Annotated in this window: 14 protein-coding genes and 1 tRNA gene; 2 read left to right on the forward strand and 13 right to left on the reverse strand. The window is 43.5% G+C overall.

Going from position 1 to position 21,374, the window contains the following annotated elements:
- The 13 genes from L1272_RS18695 to L1272_RS18755 all read right to left on the reverse strand — a co-directional run.
- Positions 1–329: GTP-binding protein (locus tag L1272_RS18695; RefSeq protein WP_235374063.1), on the reverse strand; the 329-nt coding region annotated here is incomplete at its 3' end.
- A 60-nt stretch (positions 330–389) separates the two neighbouring features.
- Positions 390–2,504 carry an elongation factor G gene (gene fusA, locus L1272_RS18700; protein ID WP_194442960.1) on the reverse strand — a complete coding sequence of 705 codons (2,115 nt, stop codon included), beginning with the start codon at positions 2,502–2,504 and terminating at the stop codon, positions 390–392.
- Between the two features lie 27 nt (positions 2,505–2,531).
- Positions 2,532–3,002: a 30S ribosomal protein S7 gene (rpsG, locus tag L1272_RS18705; protein WP_054554834.1), complete on the reverse strand. Its 471-nt coding sequence runs from the start codon at positions 3,000–3,002 to the stop codon at positions 2,532–2,534.
- Positions 3,003–3,099: 97 nt separating this feature from the next.
- Positions 3,100–3,474 carry a 30S ribosomal protein S12 gene (gene rpsL / locus L1272_RS18710; protein WP_002958885.1) on the reverse strand — a complete coding sequence of 125 codons (375 nt, stop codon included), beginning with the start codon at positions 3,472–3,474 and terminating at the stop codon, positions 3,100–3,102.
- 193 nt (positions 3,475–3,667) lie between these two features.
- Positions 3,668–7,840 carry a DNA-directed RNA polymerase subunit beta' gene (rpoC, locus tag L1272_RS18715; protein WP_054554832.1) on the reverse strand — a complete coding sequence of 1,391 codons (4,173 nt, stop codon included), beginning with the start codon at positions 7,838–7,840 and terminating at the stop codon, positions 3,668–3,670.
- A gap of 97 nt (positions 7,841–7,937) precedes the next feature.
- Complete coding sequence (gene rpoB / locus L1272_RS18720; protein WP_054554831.1) at positions 7,938–11,963, reverse strand: DNA-directed RNA polymerase subunit beta; 4,026 nt, start codon at positions 11,961–11,963, stop codon at positions 7,938–7,940.
- Positions 11,964–12,235: 272 nt separating this feature from the next.
- Positions 12,236–12,598 carry a 50S ribosomal protein L7/L12 gene (gene rplL / locus L1272_RS18725; protein ID WP_054554830.1) on the reverse strand — a complete coding sequence of 121 codons (363 nt, stop codon included), beginning with the start codon at positions 12,596–12,598 and terminating at the stop codon, positions 12,236–12,238.
- A gap of 81 nt (positions 12,599–12,679) precedes the next feature.
- On the reverse strand, positions 12,680–13,174 hold the full coding sequence (gene rplJ, locus L1272_RS18730) for a 50S ribosomal protein L10 (RefSeq protein ID WP_054554829.1): 495 nt from the start codon (positions 13,172–13,174) through the stop codon (positions 12,680–12,682).
- A 318-nt stretch (positions 13,175–13,492) separates the two neighbouring features.
- Positions 13,493–14,197 carry a 50S ribosomal protein L1 gene (rplA, locus tag L1272_RS18735; protein WP_054554828.1) on the reverse strand — a complete coding sequence of 235 codons (705 nt, stop codon included), beginning with the start codon at positions 14,195–14,197 and terminating at the stop codon, positions 13,493–13,495.
- A 4-nt stretch (positions 14,198–14,201) separates the two neighbouring features.
- Entirely contained in the window at positions 14,202–14,630 is a 429-nt protein-coding gene (rplK, locus tag L1272_RS18740; RefSeq protein ID WP_054554827.1) for a 50S ribosomal protein L11, read from the reverse strand.
- A 214-nt stretch (positions 14,631–14,844) separates the two neighbouring features.
- Positions 14,845–15,402 (reverse strand): transcription termination/antitermination protein NusG, encoded by a 558-nt coding sequence (gene nusG, locus L1272_RS18745; protein ID WP_054554826.1) that lies wholly within the window; start codon positions 15,400–15,402, stop codon positions 14,845–14,847.
- Between the two features lie 4 nt (positions 15,403–15,406).
- Positions 15,407–15,784 (reverse strand): preprotein translocase subunit SecE, encoded by a 378-nt coding sequence (secE, locus tag L1272_RS18750; RefSeq protein WP_235374064.1) that lies wholly within the window; start codon positions 15,782–15,784, stop codon positions 15,407–15,409.
- 132 nt (positions 15,785–15,916) lie between these two features.
- Positions 15,917–15,993 (reverse strand) — tRNA-Trp (locus tag L1272_RS18755).
- Positions 15,994–16,209: 216 nt separating this feature from the next.
- On the opposite strand from L1272_RS18755, the gene L1272_RS18760 reads away from it, so the two are divergent.
- A complete protein-coding gene (locus L1272_RS18760) occupies positions 16,210–20,094 on the forward strand; it encodes a hybrid sensor histidine kinase/response regulator transcription factor (RefSeq protein ID WP_235374065.1) in 3,885 nt (1,294 codons plus the stop codon).
- Between the two features lie 125 nt (positions 20,095–20,219).
- A complete protein-coding gene (locus L1272_RS18765; RefSeq protein WP_054554824.1) occupies positions 20,220–21,353 on the forward strand; it encodes a CsgG/HfaB family protein in 1,134 nt (377 codons plus the stop codon).
- Positions 21,354–21,374: the final 21 nt, after the last annotated feature.

Consider the following 21,374-nt stretch of genomic DNA (forward strand, 5'->3'; position numbering starts at 1 on the left):
TCAGTCGCAGCAACTACTAGGATTGCGCCGTCCATTTGAGCAGCACCAGTGATCATGTTTTTAACATAATCGGCGTGTCCTGGACAGTCTACGTGTGCGTAGTGACGAGTTGGAGTATCGTACTCAACGTGTGAAGTTGAGATTGTGATACCACGCTCACGCTCTTCTGGAGCGTTATCGATTGATGCGAAGTCTTTAGCTACACCACCGTATACTTTTGCAAGTACGTTAGTGATTGCTGCTGTTAGAGTTGTTTTACCGTGGTCAACGTGGCCGATTGTACCAACGTTTACGTGCGGTTTTACGCGTTCAAACTTTTCTTTTGCCATCTTAAAAAATTCCTATAAAGAAATTAACGCCTGACCCACTATTGGGCCAGACAAGCTAAATCATATAACAGCGCGAGCTGCAATTATTGCATCTGCAACGTTTTTAGCGGCTTCTGCATACTTCAAAAACTCCATAGAGTAAGATGCACGGCCTTGTGTTGCAGATCGCAGATCAGTTGCATAACCAAACATTTCAGAAAGTGGTACTTGCGCATTAATTTGCTTAAGACCACCGAATGCTTCTTCCATGCCTTCGATCATGCCGCGGCGACGGTTTAAGTCACCAACTACATCACCCATGTTTTCTTCAGGAGTGATAACTTCAACCTTCATTACTGGTTCTAGAAGAGCAGGGTTTGCTTCAAGCGCACCTTTCTTCATCGCCATTGAACCTGCAATCTTAAATGCCATTTCATTCGAGTCTACATCATGGAATGAACCATCATATAAAGTCGCTTTAACGCCAAGTAATGGGTAGCCAGCAAGCACACCTTGAGCCATTTGCTCTTGGATGCCTTTGTCTACCGCAGGGATGTATTCTTTAGGAACTGAACCACCAACGATTTCGTTAACGAATTCGTAAGTTGGCGCATCATCTTCCGAAATATCCATCGGTTCAAGTTTAAGCCAGACGTGACCATATTGACCACGACCACCTGATTGACGTACGAACTTCCCTTCAACTTCAACAGCTGAACGGATAGCTTCACGGTATGCTACCTGCGGCTTACCAACGTTACATTCAACACTGAATTCACGTTTCATACGGTCGACAATGATATCAAGGTGAAGTTCACCCATACCAGAAATAATAGTCTGGCCTGATTCTTCGTCAGTTTGTACTCTGAAAGACGGATCTTCTGCCGCTAGTTTACCTAACGCGATACCCATCTTATCTTGGTCAGCGACTGTGCGAGGCTCAACCGCAACAGAGATAACTGGCTCTGGGAACTCCATACGCTCAAGCGTAATGATTGAGTTCGGATCACACAGTGTCTCACCTGTTGTTACGTCTTTAAGACCAATAGCCGCTGCGATGTCGCCTGCGTAGACTACTTTGATCTCTTCACGTGAGTTTGAATGCATCTGAACGATACGACCAAGTCGCTCACGCTTACTTTTAACTGGATTGTATACCGCATCACCCTGTTTAACAGTACCAGAGTAAACACGGAAGAAGGTCAAGGTGCCAACGAACGGGTCTGTCGCAATCTTAAAAGCAAGTGCGGCAAACGGTGCGTTGTCATCAGCAGGACGTTCTTCCTCAGTACCATCTTCAACGATACCTTGGATTTGTTTCACTTGTGTTGGCGCAGGCATATATTCGATAACAGCATCAAGCACAGCTTGAACACCCTTATTCTTAAATGCACTACCACACGTCATTGGAACAATTTCGTTTGCTAATGTGCGCTGACGTAAAGCTGCTTTAATTTCAGCTTCGGTCAGGTCTTCACCTTCTAGATATTTGTCCATTAGTTCTTCTGATGCTTCAGCAGCGCTCTCAACCATGTGAGAACGCCATTCTTCTGCAAGCTCCAGAAGCTCTGCCGGAATGGCCTCATAAGTGAAAGTCATGCCTTGATCTTCGGCATTCCAGTTAATGGCTTTCATCTTAATAAGGTCAATAACACCTTTAAAGTCGTCTTCAGCACCAATTGGTAGCTGAATTGGAACAGGCGTTGCTCCAAGACGAGATTTCACCTGGTCCACAACTGTTAAGAAGTCAGCGCCAGTGCGATCCATTTTGTTTACGAAGATCATGCGAGGAACTTCGTATTTGTTCGCTTGACGCCAAACTGTCTCAGTTTGCGGCTGTACACCAGATGAAGCACAAAGAACAACTACCGCACCATCTAGTACGCGTAAAGAACGCTCTACTTCGATAGTGAAATCTACGTGTCCTGGCGTATCAATGATATTGATGCGATGGTCGTCAAATTGAGCGTCCATCCCTTTCCAGAAACACGTTGTTGCAGCAGAAGTGATTGTGATACCACGCTCTTGTTCCTGCTCCATCCAATCCATAGTTGCAGCACCATCATGTACTTCACCGATCTTATGAGAAAGACCCGTGTAGAACAGAACACGTTCTGTTGTGGTGGTTTTACCTGCATCTACGTGAGCGCAAATACCGATATTGCGATAGCGCTCAAGTGGAGTTGTACGTGCCATATGATCCTCTTAAAGGTTAAGGGCAGATTACCAACGGTAATGAGCGAATGCTTTATTCGCTTCAGCCATACGGTGAACGTCTTCACGTTTCTTAACCGCAGTGCCTTTGTTGTCAGCAGCGTCAACGATTTCTTGAGCTAAACGTAAGCCCATAGATTTTTCGCCACGCTTACGTGCAGCGTCTACTAACCAACGCATACCTAATGCGTTGCGACGTACTGGACGTACTTCAACTGGTACTTGGTACGTTGAACCACCAACACGGCGAGATTTAACCTCTACCTGTGGGCGAACGTTTTCAAGTGCAGCTTCAAAGATTTCAAGGTGCGACTTGCCTGATTTCTCAGCAGCCACGTCTAACGCACCATAAACGATTTTTTCAGCAGTAGATTTCTTGCCGTCTAACATTACTACGTTAACGAATTTAGCAAGAAGTTCCGATCCGAACTTAGGATCTGGAAGAATTTTACGTTGACCTATTACGCGTCTTCTAGGCATTTTGTATCTCCGGTATCTTCAGGTTTGCTCTTTTAGAGTCAATACCCAAAACAATTAATTTAAAAATTTAGTGCTTGGCCTTACTAACGGAGAACCATTAGCCCTTAGGGCGTTTAGCACCGTATTTAGAACGAGCTTGACGACGGTCGCTAACGCCTGCACAGTCAAGTGCACCACGTACAGTGTGGAAACGCACACCTGGTAAGTCTTTAACACGACCACCACGGATTAGGATTACACTGTGCTCTTGTAAGTTGTGGCCTTCACCACCAATGTAAGATGTTACTTCGAAACCGTTAGTTAAACGAACACGCGCTACTTTACGTAATGCAGAGTTTGGTTTCTTAGGTGTAGTTGTATATACACGAGTACATACACCACGCTTTTGCGGACAAGCTTTAAGTGCAGCTGAGTTACTTTTAGTAACTTTGCTACGACGTGGCTTACGCACTAGCTGGTTAATAGTTGCCATTTAAATAGCTCCTGAAATTAAAATTACTACTGAAAAAATAAAAAAATCCGCCCTGTTTACATGCTCGTTACAAAACGTGCAGGCAAATGGGTGGCGGAATTTTAATGAGCAAAGTTTAACCTGTCAACCTTAACTCATCGTAAGGCAGAAGATAACTGCCTTACGATTTCTTAATCTATTGATTAAGCTGAGATTATTGGTTTCCAGAGATATCTGCGTTTAGTGCGTCAGTAAGTGCTTGAGTTGCCTCTTCAGCGCTTACTGTTTGCTCTTCAACGATTTCACCTTGCTTGCGACGGTTTAAACGGTCTTGGTGATACGCAAAGCCTGTACCAGCTGGGATCAGACGACCCACGATTACGTTCTCTTTCAGACCACGAAGCTCATCGCTCTTACCATTTACAGCGGCTTCAGTTAGGACACGTGTTGTCTCCTGGAACGATGCTGCAGAAATGAAAGATTCTGTTGCAAGTGACGCTTTAGTGATACCCATTAACTGGATTTCAAACTTCGCTGGGATCTTGCCTTGTTTCTCAAGTTCACGGTTAGAAATATTAACGCGTGCTACTTCAACTTGTTCACCGGCTAAGAACTCAGTGTCACCGCCGTCAAGGATGATACATTTACGTAGCATCTGACGAATAATTGTCTCAATGTGCTTGTCATTGATCTTAACGCCTTGCAAGCGGTAAACCTCTTGCACTTCGTTAACGATGTAGTTAGCTACATGAGTTACACCACGTAGGCGTAAGATGTCATGTGGTGACTCAGGACCATCGGCGATAACCTCACCTTTAGACACTTGCTCACCTTCGAACACGTTAAGCTGACGCCATTTAGGGATCATCTCTTCGTATGCGTCACCCTCAGCAGGAGTGATTACAAGACGCTTCTTACCTTTAGTTTCTTTACCGAAGCTGATAGTACCTGTGATTTCTGCAAGGATTGCAGGATCTTTCGGCTTACGTGCTTCGAATAAGTCAGCTACGCGAGGTAGACCACCCGTGATATCACGAGTCTTCGAACCTTCTTGCGGAATACGTGCTAGTACGTCACCTGGGTTTGCAGTTGCACCGTCTGTTACTTCAATCGTTGTGAATGAAGGAAGACGTGTTTCTTGCAGACCACGCTCATCGCTTTCGATGATTAGTTTAGGTTCTTTCGCATTCGCTTTACCTAAGTCTTTAACAACCACACGTGTTAAACCAGTTAACTCGTCTGTTTGTGCTTCGGTATTTGAGTCATCAATGTCGCTGAACGAGATTTTTGACTTGTGCTCAAGAACGATTGGGTGACTATGCGGGTCCCAAGTAGCAACGATGTCGTTACCTTGAACTTCTGCATTATCTTGTACTGCTAACACCGCACCGTAAGGTACTTTATAACGCTCTTTCTCACGACCAAAGCTATCGATGATAGTGATCTCTGTTGAACGAGACGTGATAACAATCTTACCGTCTGTGTTTAATACGTACTTCGCATTGTGTAACTTCAATGTACCGTTAGTTTTAACTTGTACACTGTTTTCAGCAGACGCTCGAGATGCCGCACCACCGATGTGGAAGGTACGCATCGTAAGCTGTGTACCCGGCTCACCGATTGATTGTGCCGCGATAACACCTACTGACTCACCTGGGTTGATGATGTGGCCACGCGCAAGGTCACGACCGTAACACTTAGCACATACACCAAAGTCATTATCACAAGTGATTACTGAACGAACGCGTACTTCATCCACTGAGTGCTCTTCTAAAAGGTCACACAGTTTTTCGTCAAGCATAACGTTACGCTCAACAAGTACTTCGTTAGTATTTGGAATTAATACATCTTCAGCAACAACACGACCTAGTACACGTTCACGAAGTGCTTCTACAACGTCACCACCTTCGATAAGCGGTTTCATTGTTAAGCCATCTTCTGTGCCACAGTCGTCTTCGTTGATTACTAAGTCTTGTGCAACGTCTACTAGACGACGCGTTAAGTAACCCGAGTTTGCTGTTTTAAGTGCTGTATCGGCAAGACCTTTACGCGCACCGTGCGTTGAGATGAAGTACTGTAGTACGTTCAGACCTTCACGGAAGTTCGCCGTGATTGGTGTCTCGATGATTGAACCATCTGGACGTGCCATTAGACCACGCATACCCGCTAACTGACGGATCTGAGCGGCGCTACCACGTGCACCTGAGTCTGCCATCATAAACACTGAGTTAAATGAAGATTGCTCTTCTTCTTCGCCTTTCGCGTTGATTACAGTGTCTTTTGATAAGTTCGCCATCATCTCACGTGATAAGTTTTCATTTACACGTGACCAGATATCGATAACTTTGTTGTACTTTTCACCAGCCGTTACAAGACCTGATTGGAATTGTTGGTTGATTTCAGTTACTTCAGCTTCCGCTGATTCAATGATTTCTGCTTTAACCGGTGGGATAACTAAGTCATCGATACCGATTGAAACACCTGACTTCATTGCGTAGTGGAAACCTGTGTACATTACTTGGTCAGCAAAGATAACGGTATCTTTAAGACCTAGACGACGGTAACACTCGTTTAATAAGCCAGAAATTTGTTTCTTACCTAGGGCTTGGTTGATTAACTCAAACGGCATGCCTTTAGGTAGGATTAGTGAAAGAATTGCACGACCTACTGTTGTTTCAACAATAGATACTTGCTCAACTGCTTCACCTTCTTCATTGTCAACTGTTTCGCTAATACGTACTTTTACGCGCGCATGTAGCTCAGCATTACCACTGCGGTATGCTTTTTCAGCTTCTTTAGGATCTTTAAATACAGTACCTTCGCCTTTCGCATTGATACGATCACGAGTCATGTAGTAAAGACCTAATACAACGTCCTGTGAAGGAACGATGATTGGCTCACCATTCGCTGGAGATAGGATGTTGTTTGTAGACATCATTAGAGCACGTGCTTCTAACTGTGCTTCAAGCGTTAACGGTACGTGTACCGCCATTTGGTCACCATCGAAGTCAGCGTTGTACGCCGCACAAACTAATGGGTGTAAATGGATCGCTTTACCTTCGATAAGCACAGGTTCGAACGCTTGGATACCCAAACGGTGAAGTGTTGGTGCACGGTTAAGTAATACTGGATGTTCACGAATTACTTCGTCTAATACATCCCATACTTCTGCCACTTCACGCTCAACCATCTTCTTAGCAGCTTTGATAGTCGTAGCCATGCCGCGACGCTCTAATTTGCCGTAGATAAATGGTTTGAATAGCTCAAGTGCCATCTTCTTAGGAAGACCACACTGGTGTAGTTTAAGCGTAGGACCTACTGTGATTACAGAACGGCCAGAGTAATCTACACGTTTACCAAGTAAGTTCTGACGGAAACGACCTTGCTTACCTTTGATCATATCAGCAAGCGATTTAAGAGGACGTTTGTTAGAACCTGTAATCGCACGACCGCGACGACCGTTATCAAGTAGCGCATCTACCGCTTCTTGTAACATACGTTTTTCGTTGCGTACGATAATGTCTGGTGCTGCTAGATCTAATAGACGCTTAAGACGGTTATTACGGTTAATAACACGACGGTAAAGGTCATTCAGATCAGAAGTCGCAAAACGACCACCGTCTAGTGGTACTAATGGACGTAGATCAGGCGGAAGTACTGGAAGTACTGTCATGATCATCCACTCAGGGTTGTTACCTGATTGGTGGAAAGATTCCATTAATTTAAGACGTTTAGTGATCTTCTTACGCTTAGTTTCAGAGTTAATTGTTGGTAACTCTTCGCGCATTTCAGCAATTAATTGGCCAAGATCAAGTTCACGAAGCAAGTCTAATACTGCTTCTGCACCCATCTTCGCTTCAAACTCATCACCGTGCTCTTCAAGTGCATCTAGGTACTCTTCTTCACCTAAAAGCTGACCACGCTCAAGCGTTGTCATACCAGGCTCAGTTACTACGAATGATTCGAAGTAAAGTACGCGCTCGATGTCACGAAGTGTCATGTCTAGCATTAAGCCAATACGTGACGGTAATGATTTTAAGAACCAAATGTGCGCAACTGGGCTCGCAAGCTCAATGTGACCCATACGGTCACGACGCACTTTAGTAAGCGTTACTTCAACGCCACACTTTTCACAAATAACACCACGGTGCTTAAGGCGCTTATATTTACCACATAAACACTCATAATCTTTCACTGGGCCGAAAATACGGGCACAGAATAAGCCGTCGCGCTCAGGCTTGAAAGTACGGTAGTTGATTGTCTCAGGTTTCTTTACTTCACCGTATGACCATGAACGAACCATATCTGGCGAAGCAAGACCAATGCGAATTGCATCGAATTCTTCGGTCTTATTTTGTTGCTTCAGAAACTTAAGTAAGTCTTTCACCTTAGCTCTCCTGTCGGAGGTTAATCTTGAGGGCGAACCAATCGCCCCTACATTCTATTCGGCCTAACAGGTGCGGCTTACGCCGCACCTAAATGGCTTAATTTTCTTCCAACTCGATGTTGATACCCAGTGAGCGGATTTCTTTCAACAATACGTTGAACGATTCTGGCATACCTGGTTCCATCTTATGGTTACCATCTACGATGTTCTTATACATCTTAGTACGACCGTTCACGTCATCCGATTTCACTGTTAGCATTTCTTGTAGAGTATATGCAGCACCGTAAGCTTCTAGTGCCCACACCTCCATCTCACCGAAACGCTGGCCACCGAACTGAGCTTTACCACCCAGCGGCTGCTGAGTAACAAGGCTGTAAGAACCAGTTGAACGTGCGTGCATCTTGTCATCAACCAAGTGGTTAAGTTTCAGCATGTACATGTAACCAACAGTTACTTGACGTTCGAACTGATCGCCAGTACGGCCATCATAAAGTGTAACTTGACCGCTTCTTGGATAACCACCAAGCTCTAGTAAGTCTTTGATTTCGCTTTCACGAGCACCATCAAAGGCTGGAGTTGCGATCGGTAAACCACCTTTCAAGTTATCAGCTAAGCGACGAACTTCATCATCAGAGAACGAGTCGATATCAACTTTCTGACGACAATCACCTAATTCGTAAACTTTCTTAACGAAGCTACGGATTTCGTGCAGTTCACGCTGCTCTTTCATCATTTCTTCTAAACGCTCACCCACACCACGTGCAGCAAGACCCATGTGTGTTTCTAGGATCTGACCGATGTTCATACGTGATGGTACACCTAGCGGGTTCAGAACGATGTCTACCGTACGACCTTTGTCATCGTATGGCATATCTTCTACTGGTACGATAGTCGAGATAACACCTTTGTTACCGTGACGACCCGCCATCTTATCACCTGGTTGGATACGACGTTTAACAGCTAGGTATACTTTAACAATCTTAAGTACGCCTGGTGCTAAGTCATCACCTTGAGTGATCTTACGACGTTTGTTTTCAAACTTCTTATCGTATTCAGCTTTAAGCTCATCGTACTGGGCAGCTAGTTGCTCAAGTTCAGCTTGCTTGTCTTCTTCAGCAAGGCTTTGAGTAAGCAGCTTTTCAGCATTTAGTGATGCAATTGAATCTGCGTTCAGACCTGCGTCAACAAGTAACTTACGAGCACGGTCTAATACACCTGCTTCTAAGATACGGAACTCTTCGTTGAAGTCTTTCTTCGCTTCGCGAAGCTGCATGTCTTCAACTTCTAACGCACGCTTATCTTTTTCAACACCGTCACGGGTGAAAACTTGTACGTCGATTACAGTACCAGTTACAGAGTTTGGTACGCGTAAAGAGCTGTCTTTAACGTCTGACGCTTTCTCACCGAAGATAGCACGTAGTAGCTTTTCTTCTGGTGTTAATTGCGTTTCGCCTTTCGGAGTCACTTTACCTACTAGGATATCGCCGCCTTTAACTTCAGCACCGATATAAACAACGCCTGATTCATCAAGCTTGCCTAGTGCAGACTCACCTACGTTAGGGATATCTGCTGTGATCTCTTCAGGACCTAATTTAGTATCACGTGCGATACATTGTAGTTCTTGAATGTGGATAGTCGTTAGACGATCTTCTTGAACTACACGCTCAGATAGTAGGATTGAATCCTCGAAGTTATAACCGTTCCATGGCATGAATGCCACGCGAAGGTTTTGACCAAGTGCTAAGTCACCTAGGTCAGTCGAAGGACCATCTGCTAATACGTCACCACGTGTTACCGGCTCACCAACCATACAAGTTGGTTTTTGGTTAATACATGTATTTTGGTTTGAGCGAGTGTATTTAGTAAGGTTGTAAATATCGATGCCCGCTTCACCTGGAATACGCTCATCTTCATGTACATTTACAACGATGCGGCTTGCATCCGCATACATTACTTCACCACCACGCTTAGCAACGATAGTTACACCAGAATCTTTCGCTAGTGTAAGCTCGATACCTGTACCTACCAGCGGTTTGTCCGCGATAAGTGTTGGTACGGCTTGACGTTGCATGTTTGAACCCATCAATGCACGGTTAGCATCATCGTGTTCTAGGAACGGGATAAGTGCTGCCGCTACAGAGATCACCTGTTGTGGTGATACGTCCATATATTGCTGGTCCATTTTGCCCATAAAGGTTGATTCACCTTTGTGACGACATGGAATTAGTTCATCAACAAACTCATTGTTTTCATTCAAGTTTGAGTTCGCCTGAGCGATAACAAACTGACCTTCTTCAATGGCTGATAAGTAATCTACTTCATCAGTAACTACACCGTTTACCACTTTACGGTAAGGTGTTTCTAAGAAACCATAGTCATTAGTACGTGCGTACGTAGACAATGAGTTAATTAGACCGATGTTTGGACCCTCAGGCGTTTCGATTGGACATACACGACCATAGTGAGTTACGTGAACGTCTCGAACCTCGAAGCCAGCGCGTTCACGTGTTAAACCACCCGGGCCTAATGCAGAAATACGACGCTTGTGCGTTACTTCTGAAAGCGGGTTATTTTGGTCCATGAACTGTGATAACTGAGATGAACCAAAGAACTCTTTAACCGCAGCCGAAATAGGCTTAGCGTTAATAAGATCTTGTGGCATTACAGCGTCAAGGTCACCTAAGCTTAAACGCTCACGTACAGCACGCTCAACACGTACTAGACCAACGCGGAATTGGTTCTCAGCCATTTCGCCAACACTACGGATACGACGGTTGCCTAAGTGGTCGATATCATCAACATCGCCAACACCGTTACGAATAGCGATAAGCACTTTCATAACAGCTACGATGTCTTCTTTCGATAATGTGCCAGGGCCAGTATCTGAGTCATAACCTACACGGCTATTGAACTTCATACGACCAACTGTTGATAAATCGTAACGCTCGTCAGAGAAGAACAAGTTATCAAATAAGGCTTCAGCCGCGTCTTTCGTCGGTGGCTCGCCTGGGCGCATCATGCGATAAATTTCTACTAATGCTTCTAAACGGTTGCTTGTTGTGTCGATACGTAATGTATCTGACATGTAGGCGCCGCTGTCCACTTCGTTGATATATAGTGTATCAATCTTAGTGTGACCTGCTTTAACCAATTCAGCCATTAGCTCAAGTGATAGCTCGTCATTCGCGTTTGCGATGATCTCACCCGTTGACTCATCAACATAGTTTTTAGCTACAACACGACCAATGATGTACTCATGCGGTACTTCTAATTGGTTAATACCTTTTTTCTCGATGTTCTTGATGTGACGCGCAGTAATACGACGACCCGCTTCAACAAGGACTTCACCGTCTTCGCCTTTGATATCAAAAGCGGCAGTTTCACCACGTAAGCGTGAAGGAACAAGTTCCATAAGAACTTTACCGTCAGCAACTTCAAACGCAGTTGTATCGAAGAATATCTCTAGGATTTCATCCGTTGAGTACTCAAGTGCACGTAAGATGATTGACGCCGGTAATTTACGACGACGGTCAATACGTACATAAAGGTTATCTTTTGCATCAAACTCGAAGTCTAACCATGAACCACGGTAAGGAATTACACGCGCGTTATAAAGTACTTTACCTGACGAGTGAGTTTTACCGCGGTCGTTATCAAAGAATACACCAGGGCTACGGTGTAGCTGAGAAACGATAACACGCTCTGTACCATTGATAACAAAGGTACCGGTATCAGTCATGAGCGGAATTTCGCCCATGTAAACTTCTTGCTCTTTAATGTCTTTAACTGTGCCTGGTGCTTCTTTGTCCATCACCACAAGACGCAATTTTACGCGAAGTGGAGCAGAATAAGTCACACCGCGAATTTGACATTCTTTTACATCGAATACTGGCTCACCAATACGATAACTTACGTATTGAAGCTCAGAATTTCCCGAGTAGCTTTTGATAGGAAACACAGAACGGAAAGCAGCTTCCAAACCGTGATCGCCATCAGCGTCAGGGACTAAGAATTTTTTAAACGATTCTAACTGCGTCGACAGTAAGAAAGGTATATCCAAAACTTGTGGACGTTTACCAAAATCCTTACGGATACGTTTCTTTTCAGAATAAGAGTAAGCCATGGGGTTCCTCAGCTTGCTGATCTTTGACCCGACCTGTTCTTGTAAGAACAGACTTAACTGGCATCTAAGCCAAGATGTACAACATTAAATTGTTGTTCTATTTTGCTCTGACACTTTCAATACCAAAACAGGTAACAACTTGAAAGTAAAGAGAAAATTAGATTTTATTTGCGTTACAGGATTGCATCGCTCTATAGCGCAAAAAGGCCGGTGATTAAATAATCACCAGCCCTTGCCTGATTACTCAGGCAGCGAACCTAGCGTAAGCTAGATTACTTAACCTCAACTTCAGCACCAGCTTCAGTAAGGTCTTTTGCAAGTGCTTCAGCTTCTTCTTTAGATACACCTTCTTTGATAGGTGCAGGAGCAGCTTCAACAAGTGCTTTAGCTTCTTTAAGGCCAAGACCAGTAGCACCACGTACAGCTTTGATGGCTGCAACCTTGTTAGCGCCAGCGCCAGTAAGGATTACGTCGAACTCAGTCTTTTCTTCAGCTGCTTCAGCAGCAGGACCAGCAACAACAGCAGCAGCTGCAGTTACGCCGAATTTTTCTTCCATTGCTTCAACTAGAGCAACAACGTCCATTACTGACATTTCAGCAATAGCATCAAGGATTTGGTCTTTAGTTACAGACATTACAAATTTCCTAATTATTACGGACTAAATATAGCCCAAAAAAAATATTACACCGAAAGTGAACAAAAAAACAGCTTAAAATTAAGCAGCTTGCTCTTCTTTCTGTACACGTACTGCTTCAATTGTTTTACACAATTTACCTGCAGACGCTTCTTTCATAGCGCTCATTAAGCGTGCAACAGCTTCGTCGTAAGTAGGTAGAGTTGCTAGCATAGCTGCGTCTACTACGTTACCTTCAAATGCAGCCGTCTTAACTTCGAATTTCTCGTTCTTCTTCGCGAAATCTTTGAAGATACGCGCAGCAGCACCTGGGTGCTCTGAAGAGAAAGCGATTAAGCTTGGACCTACAAGTGAGTCAGAAAGGCACTCAAAATCTGTACCTTCAACAGCACGTTTAGCTAAAGTGTTACGAACAACTTTCATCCATACACCAGCTTCACGAGCTTCTTTACGAAGGGCAGTGATAGCACCAACTGTTACACCACGAGAATCTGCAACAACTGCAGAAAGAGCACCAGTGGCTGCTTCGTTGACTTCAGCAACAATTGCTTTTTTGCCTTGAAGATTTAAAGCCATGGGTGTTACTCCTGGTTTAATGGGTTGCCGAAATTGGCTTCCCTGTTCTACTCTTCCCCATCTAAGATGGAGATGCTTTTTACGGCGAGAGCCAGAAGATTAGGAAAATCTATCTGGGGATTCACACCGTCTACGTAGGTAATATATTAAGGCCGAAGCCGCCTACGGTCTTGGACGGAAGTCCAATTTATCGTTTTTACCCGAAGGCATTACGAAATTATGGACTTCAACCCGAATTCTTTACTTGTTTTGAAATTAACTTTCTCAACAAAATGGCGCAAAATTATAGTTCAAATTTCGCGCCATGTAAACTCTTAATTAAGCAACAACTGTGCTTAGAGAGTTTTGGTCAACAGCAACACCTGCGCCCATTGTTGTAGAGATAGTTACTTTCTTCACGTAAGTACCTTTTGCTTGAGAAGGTTTAGCCTTCTTAAGCGCAACAATAAGAGCTTCAAGGTTTTGTTGAAGTTGCTCAGCAGTGAAATCAACCTTACCGATAGTAGTATGGATGATACCGTTCTTGTCGTTACGGTAACGAACTTGACCTGCTTTCGCGTTTTTAACTGCTTCTGCAACGTTAGGCGTTACAGTACCAGTTTTAGGGTTTGGCATTAGACCACGTGGACCTAAGATTTGACCTAGTTGACCAACAACACGCATAGCGTCTGGAGATGCAACAACAACGTCAAAGTTCATCTCGCCTTTCTTAACTAGATCAGCAAGATCTTCCATGCCCACTAATTCAGCACCAGCTTCTTTCGCAGCATCTGCGTTAGCGCCTTGTGTGAATACAGCAACACGAACTTCACGACCAGTACCGTTAGGTAGTACAGTTGCACCACGTACGTTTTGGTCAGATTTACGAGCATCGATACCAAGGTTAACAGCAACGTCAACACTTTCTACGAATTTAGCTGTCGCTAACTCTTTTAAAAGAGCAACTGCTTCGTTGATTTCGTAATCTTTAGTTACATCCACTTTTTCGCGGATAGTACGCATACGTTTAGTTAATTTTGCCATTATCTTAGTCCTCTACGTTCAAGCCCATCGCACGCGCAGAACCTGCGATAGTGCGAACTGCAGCGTCCATATCAGCCGCTGTAAGGTCAGGTCGTTTTGTCTCAACGATTTCTTCAAGTTGAGCACGAGTTACTGTACCCACTTTTTCAGTGTTAGGACGGCCAGAGCCTGATTTGATGCCTGCAGCTTTCTTAAGTAAGTAAGCAGCCGGTGGAGTTTTCATGTCGAACGTGAAAGAACGGTCACCGTAAACAGAGATCACTACAGGAACTGGAGCGCCTTTTTCGATAGATTCTGTACGTGCGTTGAACGCTTTACAGAATTCCATGATGTTTACACCGTGTTGACCTAGTGCTGGACCTACTGGAGGACTAGGGTTAGCCATACCAGCGGCAACTTGTAGCTTGATAATAGCTTCAACTTTTTTAGCCATAATAAATACCTCATTTGGTGGGTCATAGCCTTGTGCGCGCGAGGACGCGTACTCTAACGGCTTCCCAGTTTAAAAATTGGTTCTCACTTTTTAGTGATAAAACAAGTTGTAACTTGCCCTAACACAAAAAGGCCGCTGATTATAAGTTAATCAGCGGCCTTTTTCAAGCTTATTGCCAAAATATTAAACGATTTTGGCAGCTTTAATTTTTTACTTACTTGTCTTGCTCAACTTGACCAAATTCAAGGTCAACAGGTGTCGAACGACCGAAGATAAGAACAGACACTTTCACGCGGCTCTTCTCGTAATCAACTTCTTCAACAACACCGCTGAAGTCAGCAAATGGACCATCGATAACACGAACAACTTCGCCTGGCTCGAATAATGTAGCTGGCTTAGGTGCTTCAGAGTTCTCTTGAAGACGGTTTAAGATGCGGTCAGCTTCTTTTTGGCTAATTGGTGCTGGACGATCAGACGTACCACCAATGAAGCCCATAACACGTGCAGTGCTGTTCACTAGGTGCCAGCTTGCATCGTTCATGTCCATTTGAACTAGTACGTAACCTGGGAAGAATTTACGCTCAGACTTACGCTTTTGGCCAGCGCGCATCTCAACAACTTCTTCAGTTGGTACTAATACTTCACCAAAACTATCTTCCAAACCTTCGATCTTGATGTGCTCAAGAATAGTTTGTGCTACACGCTTCTCGTAACCAGAGAAAGCTTGTACTACGTACCAACGTAGTTTCTTTTCGTTCTTCTCATCCGACATGGGATTAGATCTCCAATCCAGTTAAAAAGCCTACTGCGCGGAATAAAATGCCATCTAATCCCCAAAGGATAAGCGCCATAATCACAGTTGCAACCATTACAATTAATGTCGTATGTGTTGTTTCTTGGCGAGTTGGCCACACAACTTTACGTACTTCGATACGTGCTTCTTTTGCAAACGCAAGAAAAGTACGACCTTTTTCAGTTAGTGAGGCAATGCCTAAACCAGCTGCAACAGCAACCACTACACCAATAGCACGTAATAATACAGATTGGTCTGCATACATGTGGTTACCAACGACTGCGCCTGCTAGTAGCGCAACTGTTACAATCCACTTTACTGAATCCATCGCACTTGATGGTGTTTCTACATTCGTGCTCATAATATTTTTACCTTAACTACAGACACAACAACCCTGCGCTCTGGCAGGGTTAATCCATTAAAATCTAAACTTAAAAACTGACTTGTTTAAACCGATTTTTAATTTCAGACTTAGCACACATTGTGTAAAAAGTGGCAGGGGCGGAGAGATTCGAACTCCCAACCGTCGGTTTTGGAGACCGCTGTTCTACCAATTGGAACTACGCCCCTGCAAAGTGGATGCCTATTATACTTACGCAATTCATTAACACAAGAGTAAAAGATACCCATTAGTTAAAATCTCATCAGTTCGTTTAAAAATCAATATTAACATTGATTAAAAAGCAGTTTATCATAAACCCATTACAGGAACATAAAACAACATGGATCAGTGTGCTGCTATTAAAATCCCCTTTTAATATTGTATTGTTATGCCTCATTTTGTTGATGGCTAATCAGAGTAGTGCCCGTTCATTACACCTTAGCACTTTTAATAGTCAGCAGGGCCTGAGCCAAAATTCAATCACTTGCAGCATCACTGACCAACAAGGTTTTTTATGGTTTGCCACACAAGGTGGCTTAAATCGCTTTGATGGTTATGAATTTAAGCGTTTTAAAGCTAACAGCGATGATAAAAGCATTTCAGGGAATTGGATTACAGGCTGTGTTAGAGATAGTAAAAACCAGCTATGGTTTTCGACTGCAAGCAAAGGGCTTAATAGACTCAACCCTAAAACCGGTCTGTTTGAGGTGTTTTCTACACACCATAATGAAAACCTAAGTGAAGATAAAATTTGGTCTATGGCGTTAGCTAAAGACGATGTTATGTGGCTAGGTCACGAACACGGGAAATTAACCCGTTTTGATGTATCAAATAATAGTTTTACACACTTTCACTATAAATCAGCGCAGCCACTAATTCGAGACATTGTTATTACCGATGAACTAATTTGGCTTGCCACAGATAAAGGGCTTATTTCATTTGACCCAATTACTGAGCAATTTACTCAGCATGCTCAGATTTCCGTGCCGCTCTGGCATCTCAAATTGCTTAATGACAAAAAGCTGCTTATTGGCGGTAAAAAAGGTCTTCATATATTTAATTTAGCAACGCAAAGTAGTGAAAAAATCGAACAGTTTAATGGAACCTGGGTAACAGACAGCCTGATTGACCAACAGCAAAACCTTTGGCTTACAAGTTATGGACAAGGGCTCTACTTTTTGCCTGCTGGTGCTGACTTACAAAAGCAATTCACTCAACATCGTCATGACAAACAAAACTCCAATGGCTTAAGCAGCGACTATTTGCTTTCTCTTTATCAAGACTCGCAAGGTATTATTTGGCTGGGCACAGACGGCTATGGTGTGCACCGCTATGATCCTAAGCAGCAACAGTTCTCTCATCAATTAAAAACCTCTCAAGCAAATTCGTTAAGTCATAACTTTGTCCGTTCAATAGTTAAAAGAGCCAATGGTGAGGTCTGGGTTGGTACCCGTGATGGACTCAATCGCAAAACAACCTCTGGTTATCAGCACTTTAAAGACGCCCTAACCAATAACAATATATTTGCCCTACACGAAGACGCTAACCAGCAGTTGTGGATAGGTACGTACGGAGGCGGCTTAATAAAGTATCAAGACAGCCTTGATGAGTTTACAGCTTTCACCATGCAAAGCCACCAGCTAGCCAGTGACCGTGTTTACGCAATTACCAGCGACAAAACAGGTGCGCTTTGGCTTGGTAGTAACCAAGGCCTAACCCGTTTCGAGCCTGCCTCTGCCAAAGTAACTCACTATAAGCACAGTGATACGCAAAATAGCCTTGCCAACAACACCGTATTTACTTTGGCTTATGATAATAAAGAGCATGCACTGTGGATTGGTACCCGAGCAGGACTCAATAAACTCGATATATCAACAGAGCAATTTAGTTTATTAGATGAACAAAGCTCTGGTGAGACAGGGCTTAGCCACAATATGGTTACCTCTTTATTACTCAGTGAAGACAGCATTTGGGTTGGCACCATGCAAGGCTTGAATCAAGTCAACAAGCGTACCCTCACAGTGAAACAGATTACTGAACAACAAGGTTTAGCTAACGACAACATTTTTGACATTCTTGCCGATAAACAAGACATGCTTTGGCTTGCAACCAATGGCGGACTCACTCGTTATAACCCCAGCACGCAGCAAATGCAGCAGTTTCTACCAGAAGACGGCATTCAGCATCAATCATTTATACTGGGTGCGAGCTTTCAAGCAGACGATGGCGAATTATTTTTTGGTGGTATTAATGGCTACAATCATTTTTACCCTGAGCAACTAACCTTATCGCACACTCCCCCTACGCCAGTGTTAACTGAGTTATTACTTAATAACCGAGCGATTAAAAGCAACCATTTTGATAAACAAACCAATACGTTTGCAAGTGCGACTCAGACATTCTCGTTTGCTCAATCAGCTGGGGTTATCGGCTTTAAATTTAGTGCATTAAAAAATGGCGCGACTCCAAAACATTACCAATATGGCTACAAGCTAGCTGGCTTTGATGAGCAATTTTTATATACCGATGCATCCCTTAGACAAATTAACTATCCACAGCTGCCTGCTGGTCACTACCAGTTATTGCTAAAAGCAAAAGATCAATATGGTCAATGGAGTGACAGTACACAGCTGTTAGAACTTACTGTTGTGCCTCCTTGGTGGCAAACTAATCTAGCCTACTGTATTTACTTTGTGTTTGCTTTAGCACTGACTTGGCTTGTGTTAAATGCCTTGTACAAGCGCAAACTAGCAGAGCAAGAGAAGCAAACCGAAATTGAGCTAAACAAATTAAAAGACCAGTTTTTAGATAACATTAGCCACGAACTCAAAACACCACTTAGCTTAATACTCGCTCCGATCAGTCAATTGCAGCGAAGCAATGCCGATCCAAAAGCTCAAACGCAACTAGCCAGTATTAAACGAAACTGCCAACGCTTACTAGAGCTAATCAATCAACTTTTACAATTGAGTCAACGCCCAAGCACGGCAATTTACACTGTCAGCCCCTATTCTATTACGCCATTTTTAACAGATTTAGTGGCGGATTTCAGGCCTCTGTATGAGCAAAAACAGCTGCAATTTAGCTTCACTGACACCACCACTACAGCACTTAAGATTAACCTTGCTCCTGAACATGCTCACTCGATTTTTAGTAATCTGATAAGCAACGCTCTTAAGTACACCCCTGCAGGTGGCACAGTCGATATTCACCTTAGTGAAGTACAACAAGCGTTAAAGTTTAAAATTACTGATACCGGTGTGGGTATTGCCAGTGAGCATCAGCAGTCGATTTTTCAGCGCTTTACTCGCTTAACATCGTCAGAAGCAGGAAGTGGTATTGGCCTGAGCTTAGTAAAACAACTCGTTGAACAATACGGTGGTTCTATCAGTGTAAGCAGTAAAATCGCTGAAGGTAGCTGCTTTACTGTGTCATTACCTATGATTGAAAGTGCTGATAATCAAGCCAGTAGCGCTATGCAAGTTCATACCTCACAACCAACACTGCTGATTGTTGAAGATAATGAGGAAATGGCAGAGCTACTCCTTTCTTTATTTAATAAAGAGTTTAACTGTATCTGTGCAACTGATGGTCAGCAAGCTCTCGACCTTTGCCAGTCAAACTTACCTGAGCTCATTATTAGTGATGTGATGATGCCAAATATGGATGGTTATCAATTATTAGCAGCACTGCGTTCAAACCCAGCCACCAGCCACATTCCGGTATTATTACTTTCTGCTAAAGCAGATACCCACAGCCGCTTAAAAGGGCTGGATTTATTAGCTGATGATTTTTTGAGTAAACCTTTTGAACCTACTCTACTAGTTAGCAGAGTAAAAGGACTGCTTAATCTAAGACATATTTTAAACCAACACCTAACAGCACAACTGGCAGCTCCTCTGAATAGTGATACAGCCGCTGTAACAGTACAAAATAAAGATTATTCCTTCACTGAAAAGCTTAAGCAGACAGTACAAGCACACTACCAAGATGAAAGCTTCTCGGTTGAGCAGCTAGCCTCTGCGTTATGTTTAAGCTCTCGAGCTCTGCAACTAAAAATGAAAGCCTTGTACTCACAAACACCTTCTGATTATTTACGCAATACTCGCTTAGAGTTTGCAAAAAAACAGCTAATCGATAGCGAACTAGCAATTGGTCAAGTCGCAGAGCAAGCAGGTTTTAGTTCACAAAGCTATTTTGCCCGAAGCTTTAAGAGCTATGTTGGCTTATCACCAAAACAGTATCGAGAAAAACATCAAAAACATGCCGAATTTCGCGTCAGTGAATAAAGTTTTCGCCTGAGTGCTATTAATAAAACACTGATTTTTATAGCTTATCCATACAAACGTCAATAACAACAAAGCCCATAGTGCGGCGTTATTTACTGCATGAGATATAAGTTAAGGAAAGTCATATGCTCACCAAAACACACAAAGCAATTTCGATTACGTTACTTGCTGCGGCACTGACTGCATGCCAGAGTACTTCGACAACCACCAGCAATACCAATAGCCCAGATATAAACGAAGTTGCACAGCAGCAATACAATGGCCCAAAAGCTCGGATCGCTGTTGCCCGCTTTACTGATAAATCAAACGATTCACGTTGGTGGCGTAAAGAAATTGGTGAAGGTATGGCCGATCAACTCACAACCGCATTAGTTAGCACCAATCGCTTTATTGTTTTAGAACGACAAGCACTTGATGCCGTATTATCAGAACAAGACCTTGCTGTATCAGGCCGCGTGAGTGCAGCTTCTGGTGCTGCGTATGGTGAAATAGAGGGAGCCGAAATTGTTGTGGTTGCCGCAGTCACAGAGTTTGATGATGACAACTCAGGCACTCGTGTCGGCAGTGGTGGCTTTATCGGCGATGTATTTAGCTCGGTATCGGCGGGTTTTTCAAGTTCGCACATGGCGATAGATTTACGCTTAATCGACACGCGTACTTCTCGTATTTTAGCCGCTACCAGTGTTGAGGGCGGCAGTAAAGATTTTGACTTTACATCTGCTGCTACCAATTTTGGTGGCGCACTCGTTGGTGGTAACTTAAGTAGCTGGTCAAACACACCAAAAGAAAAAGCACTGCGCGAAGTGATCGTAAAAGCCGTTGAGTTTTTAGAATCAAAAGTGCCAACAACTTATTATCGCTATAATAGTGATAACACCATTGCAGCTGGCCATACAGCCCCTGCACCACTAAAAGTAACCGCAGCTGCAGCTCCTGCTAAAGCGCCAGTTGCATCGGTTAGTGTTCCAACTCACAGAATGCCTTACTACGAAAAAACTGACTTAGCGATGTCACGACTGAACTTGGTTTGTTTGGGTTATTTGAAAAGGCAGCCTCACTACGAAGAATATGAAATAGAAGACGTAGAGTACGATCAAGCAACGGTGATTGCTCTCACTGAGTATCAGCAAGAAAAAAAGCTGAAAGTGACAGGCCTTGCTGATGAGACAACTAAAAAGTCTCTTGATGATTCAGGGTGTATTGCCAAAACGAACAAATCAAGTTTAGAAAGCTTTGGCAGTATGTTTAAATTTAACTAAGCAAACTAACAGCCAGTGCCA

The organism is Pseudoalteromonas sp. PAST1, assembly GCF_021532515.1.
GTDB lineage: Bacteria > Pseudomonadota > Gammaproteobacteria > Enterobacterales > Alteromonadaceae > Pseudoalteromonas > Pseudoalteromonas simplex.

Coding starts and splice junctions, on each gene's coding strand:
- fusA (WP_194442960.1), bottom strand. CDS start 2,504: ATGGCACGTACAACTCCACTTGAGCGCTATCGCAATATCGGTATTTGC.
- rpsG (WP_054554834.1), bottom strand. CDS start 3,002: ATGCCTAGAAGACGCGTAATAGGTCAACGTAAAATTCTTCCAGATCCT.
- rpsL (WP_002958885.1), bottom strand. CDS start 3,474: ATGGCAACTATTAACCAGCTAGTGCGTAAGCCACGTCGTAGCAAAGTT.
- rpoB (WP_054554831.1), bottom strand. CDS start 11,963: ATGGCTTACTCTTATTCTGAAAAGAAACGTATCCGTAAGGATTTTGGT.
- rplL (WP_054554830.1), bottom strand. CDS start 12,598: ATGTCTGTAACTAAAGACCAAATCCTTGATGCTATTGCTGAAATGTCA.
- rplJ (WP_054554829.1), bottom strand. CDS start 13,174: ATGGCTTTAAATCTTCAAGGCAAAAAAGCAATTGTTGCTGAAGTCAAC.
- rplA (WP_054554828.1), bottom strand. CDS start 14,197: ATGGCAAAATTAACTAAACGTATGCGTACTATCCGCGAAAAAGTGGAT.
- rplK (WP_054554827.1), bottom strand. CDS start 14,630: ATGGCTAAAAAAGTTGAAGCTATTATCAAGCTACAAGTTGCCGCTGGT.
- nusG (WP_054554826.1), bottom strand. CDS start 15,402: ATGTCGGATGAGAAGAACGAAAAGAAACTACGTTGGTACGTAGTACAA.
- secE (WP_235374064.1), bottom strand. CDS start 15,784: ATGAGCACGAATGTAGAAACACCATCAAGTGCGATGGATTCAGTAAAG.
- L1272_RS18760 (WP_235374065.1), top strand. CDS start 16,210: ATGGCTAATCAGAGTAGTGCCCGTTCATTACACCTTAGCACTTTTAAT.
- L1272_RS18765 (WP_054554824.1), top strand. CDS start 20,220: ATGCTCACCAAAACACACAAAGCAATTTCGATTACGTTACTTGCTGCG.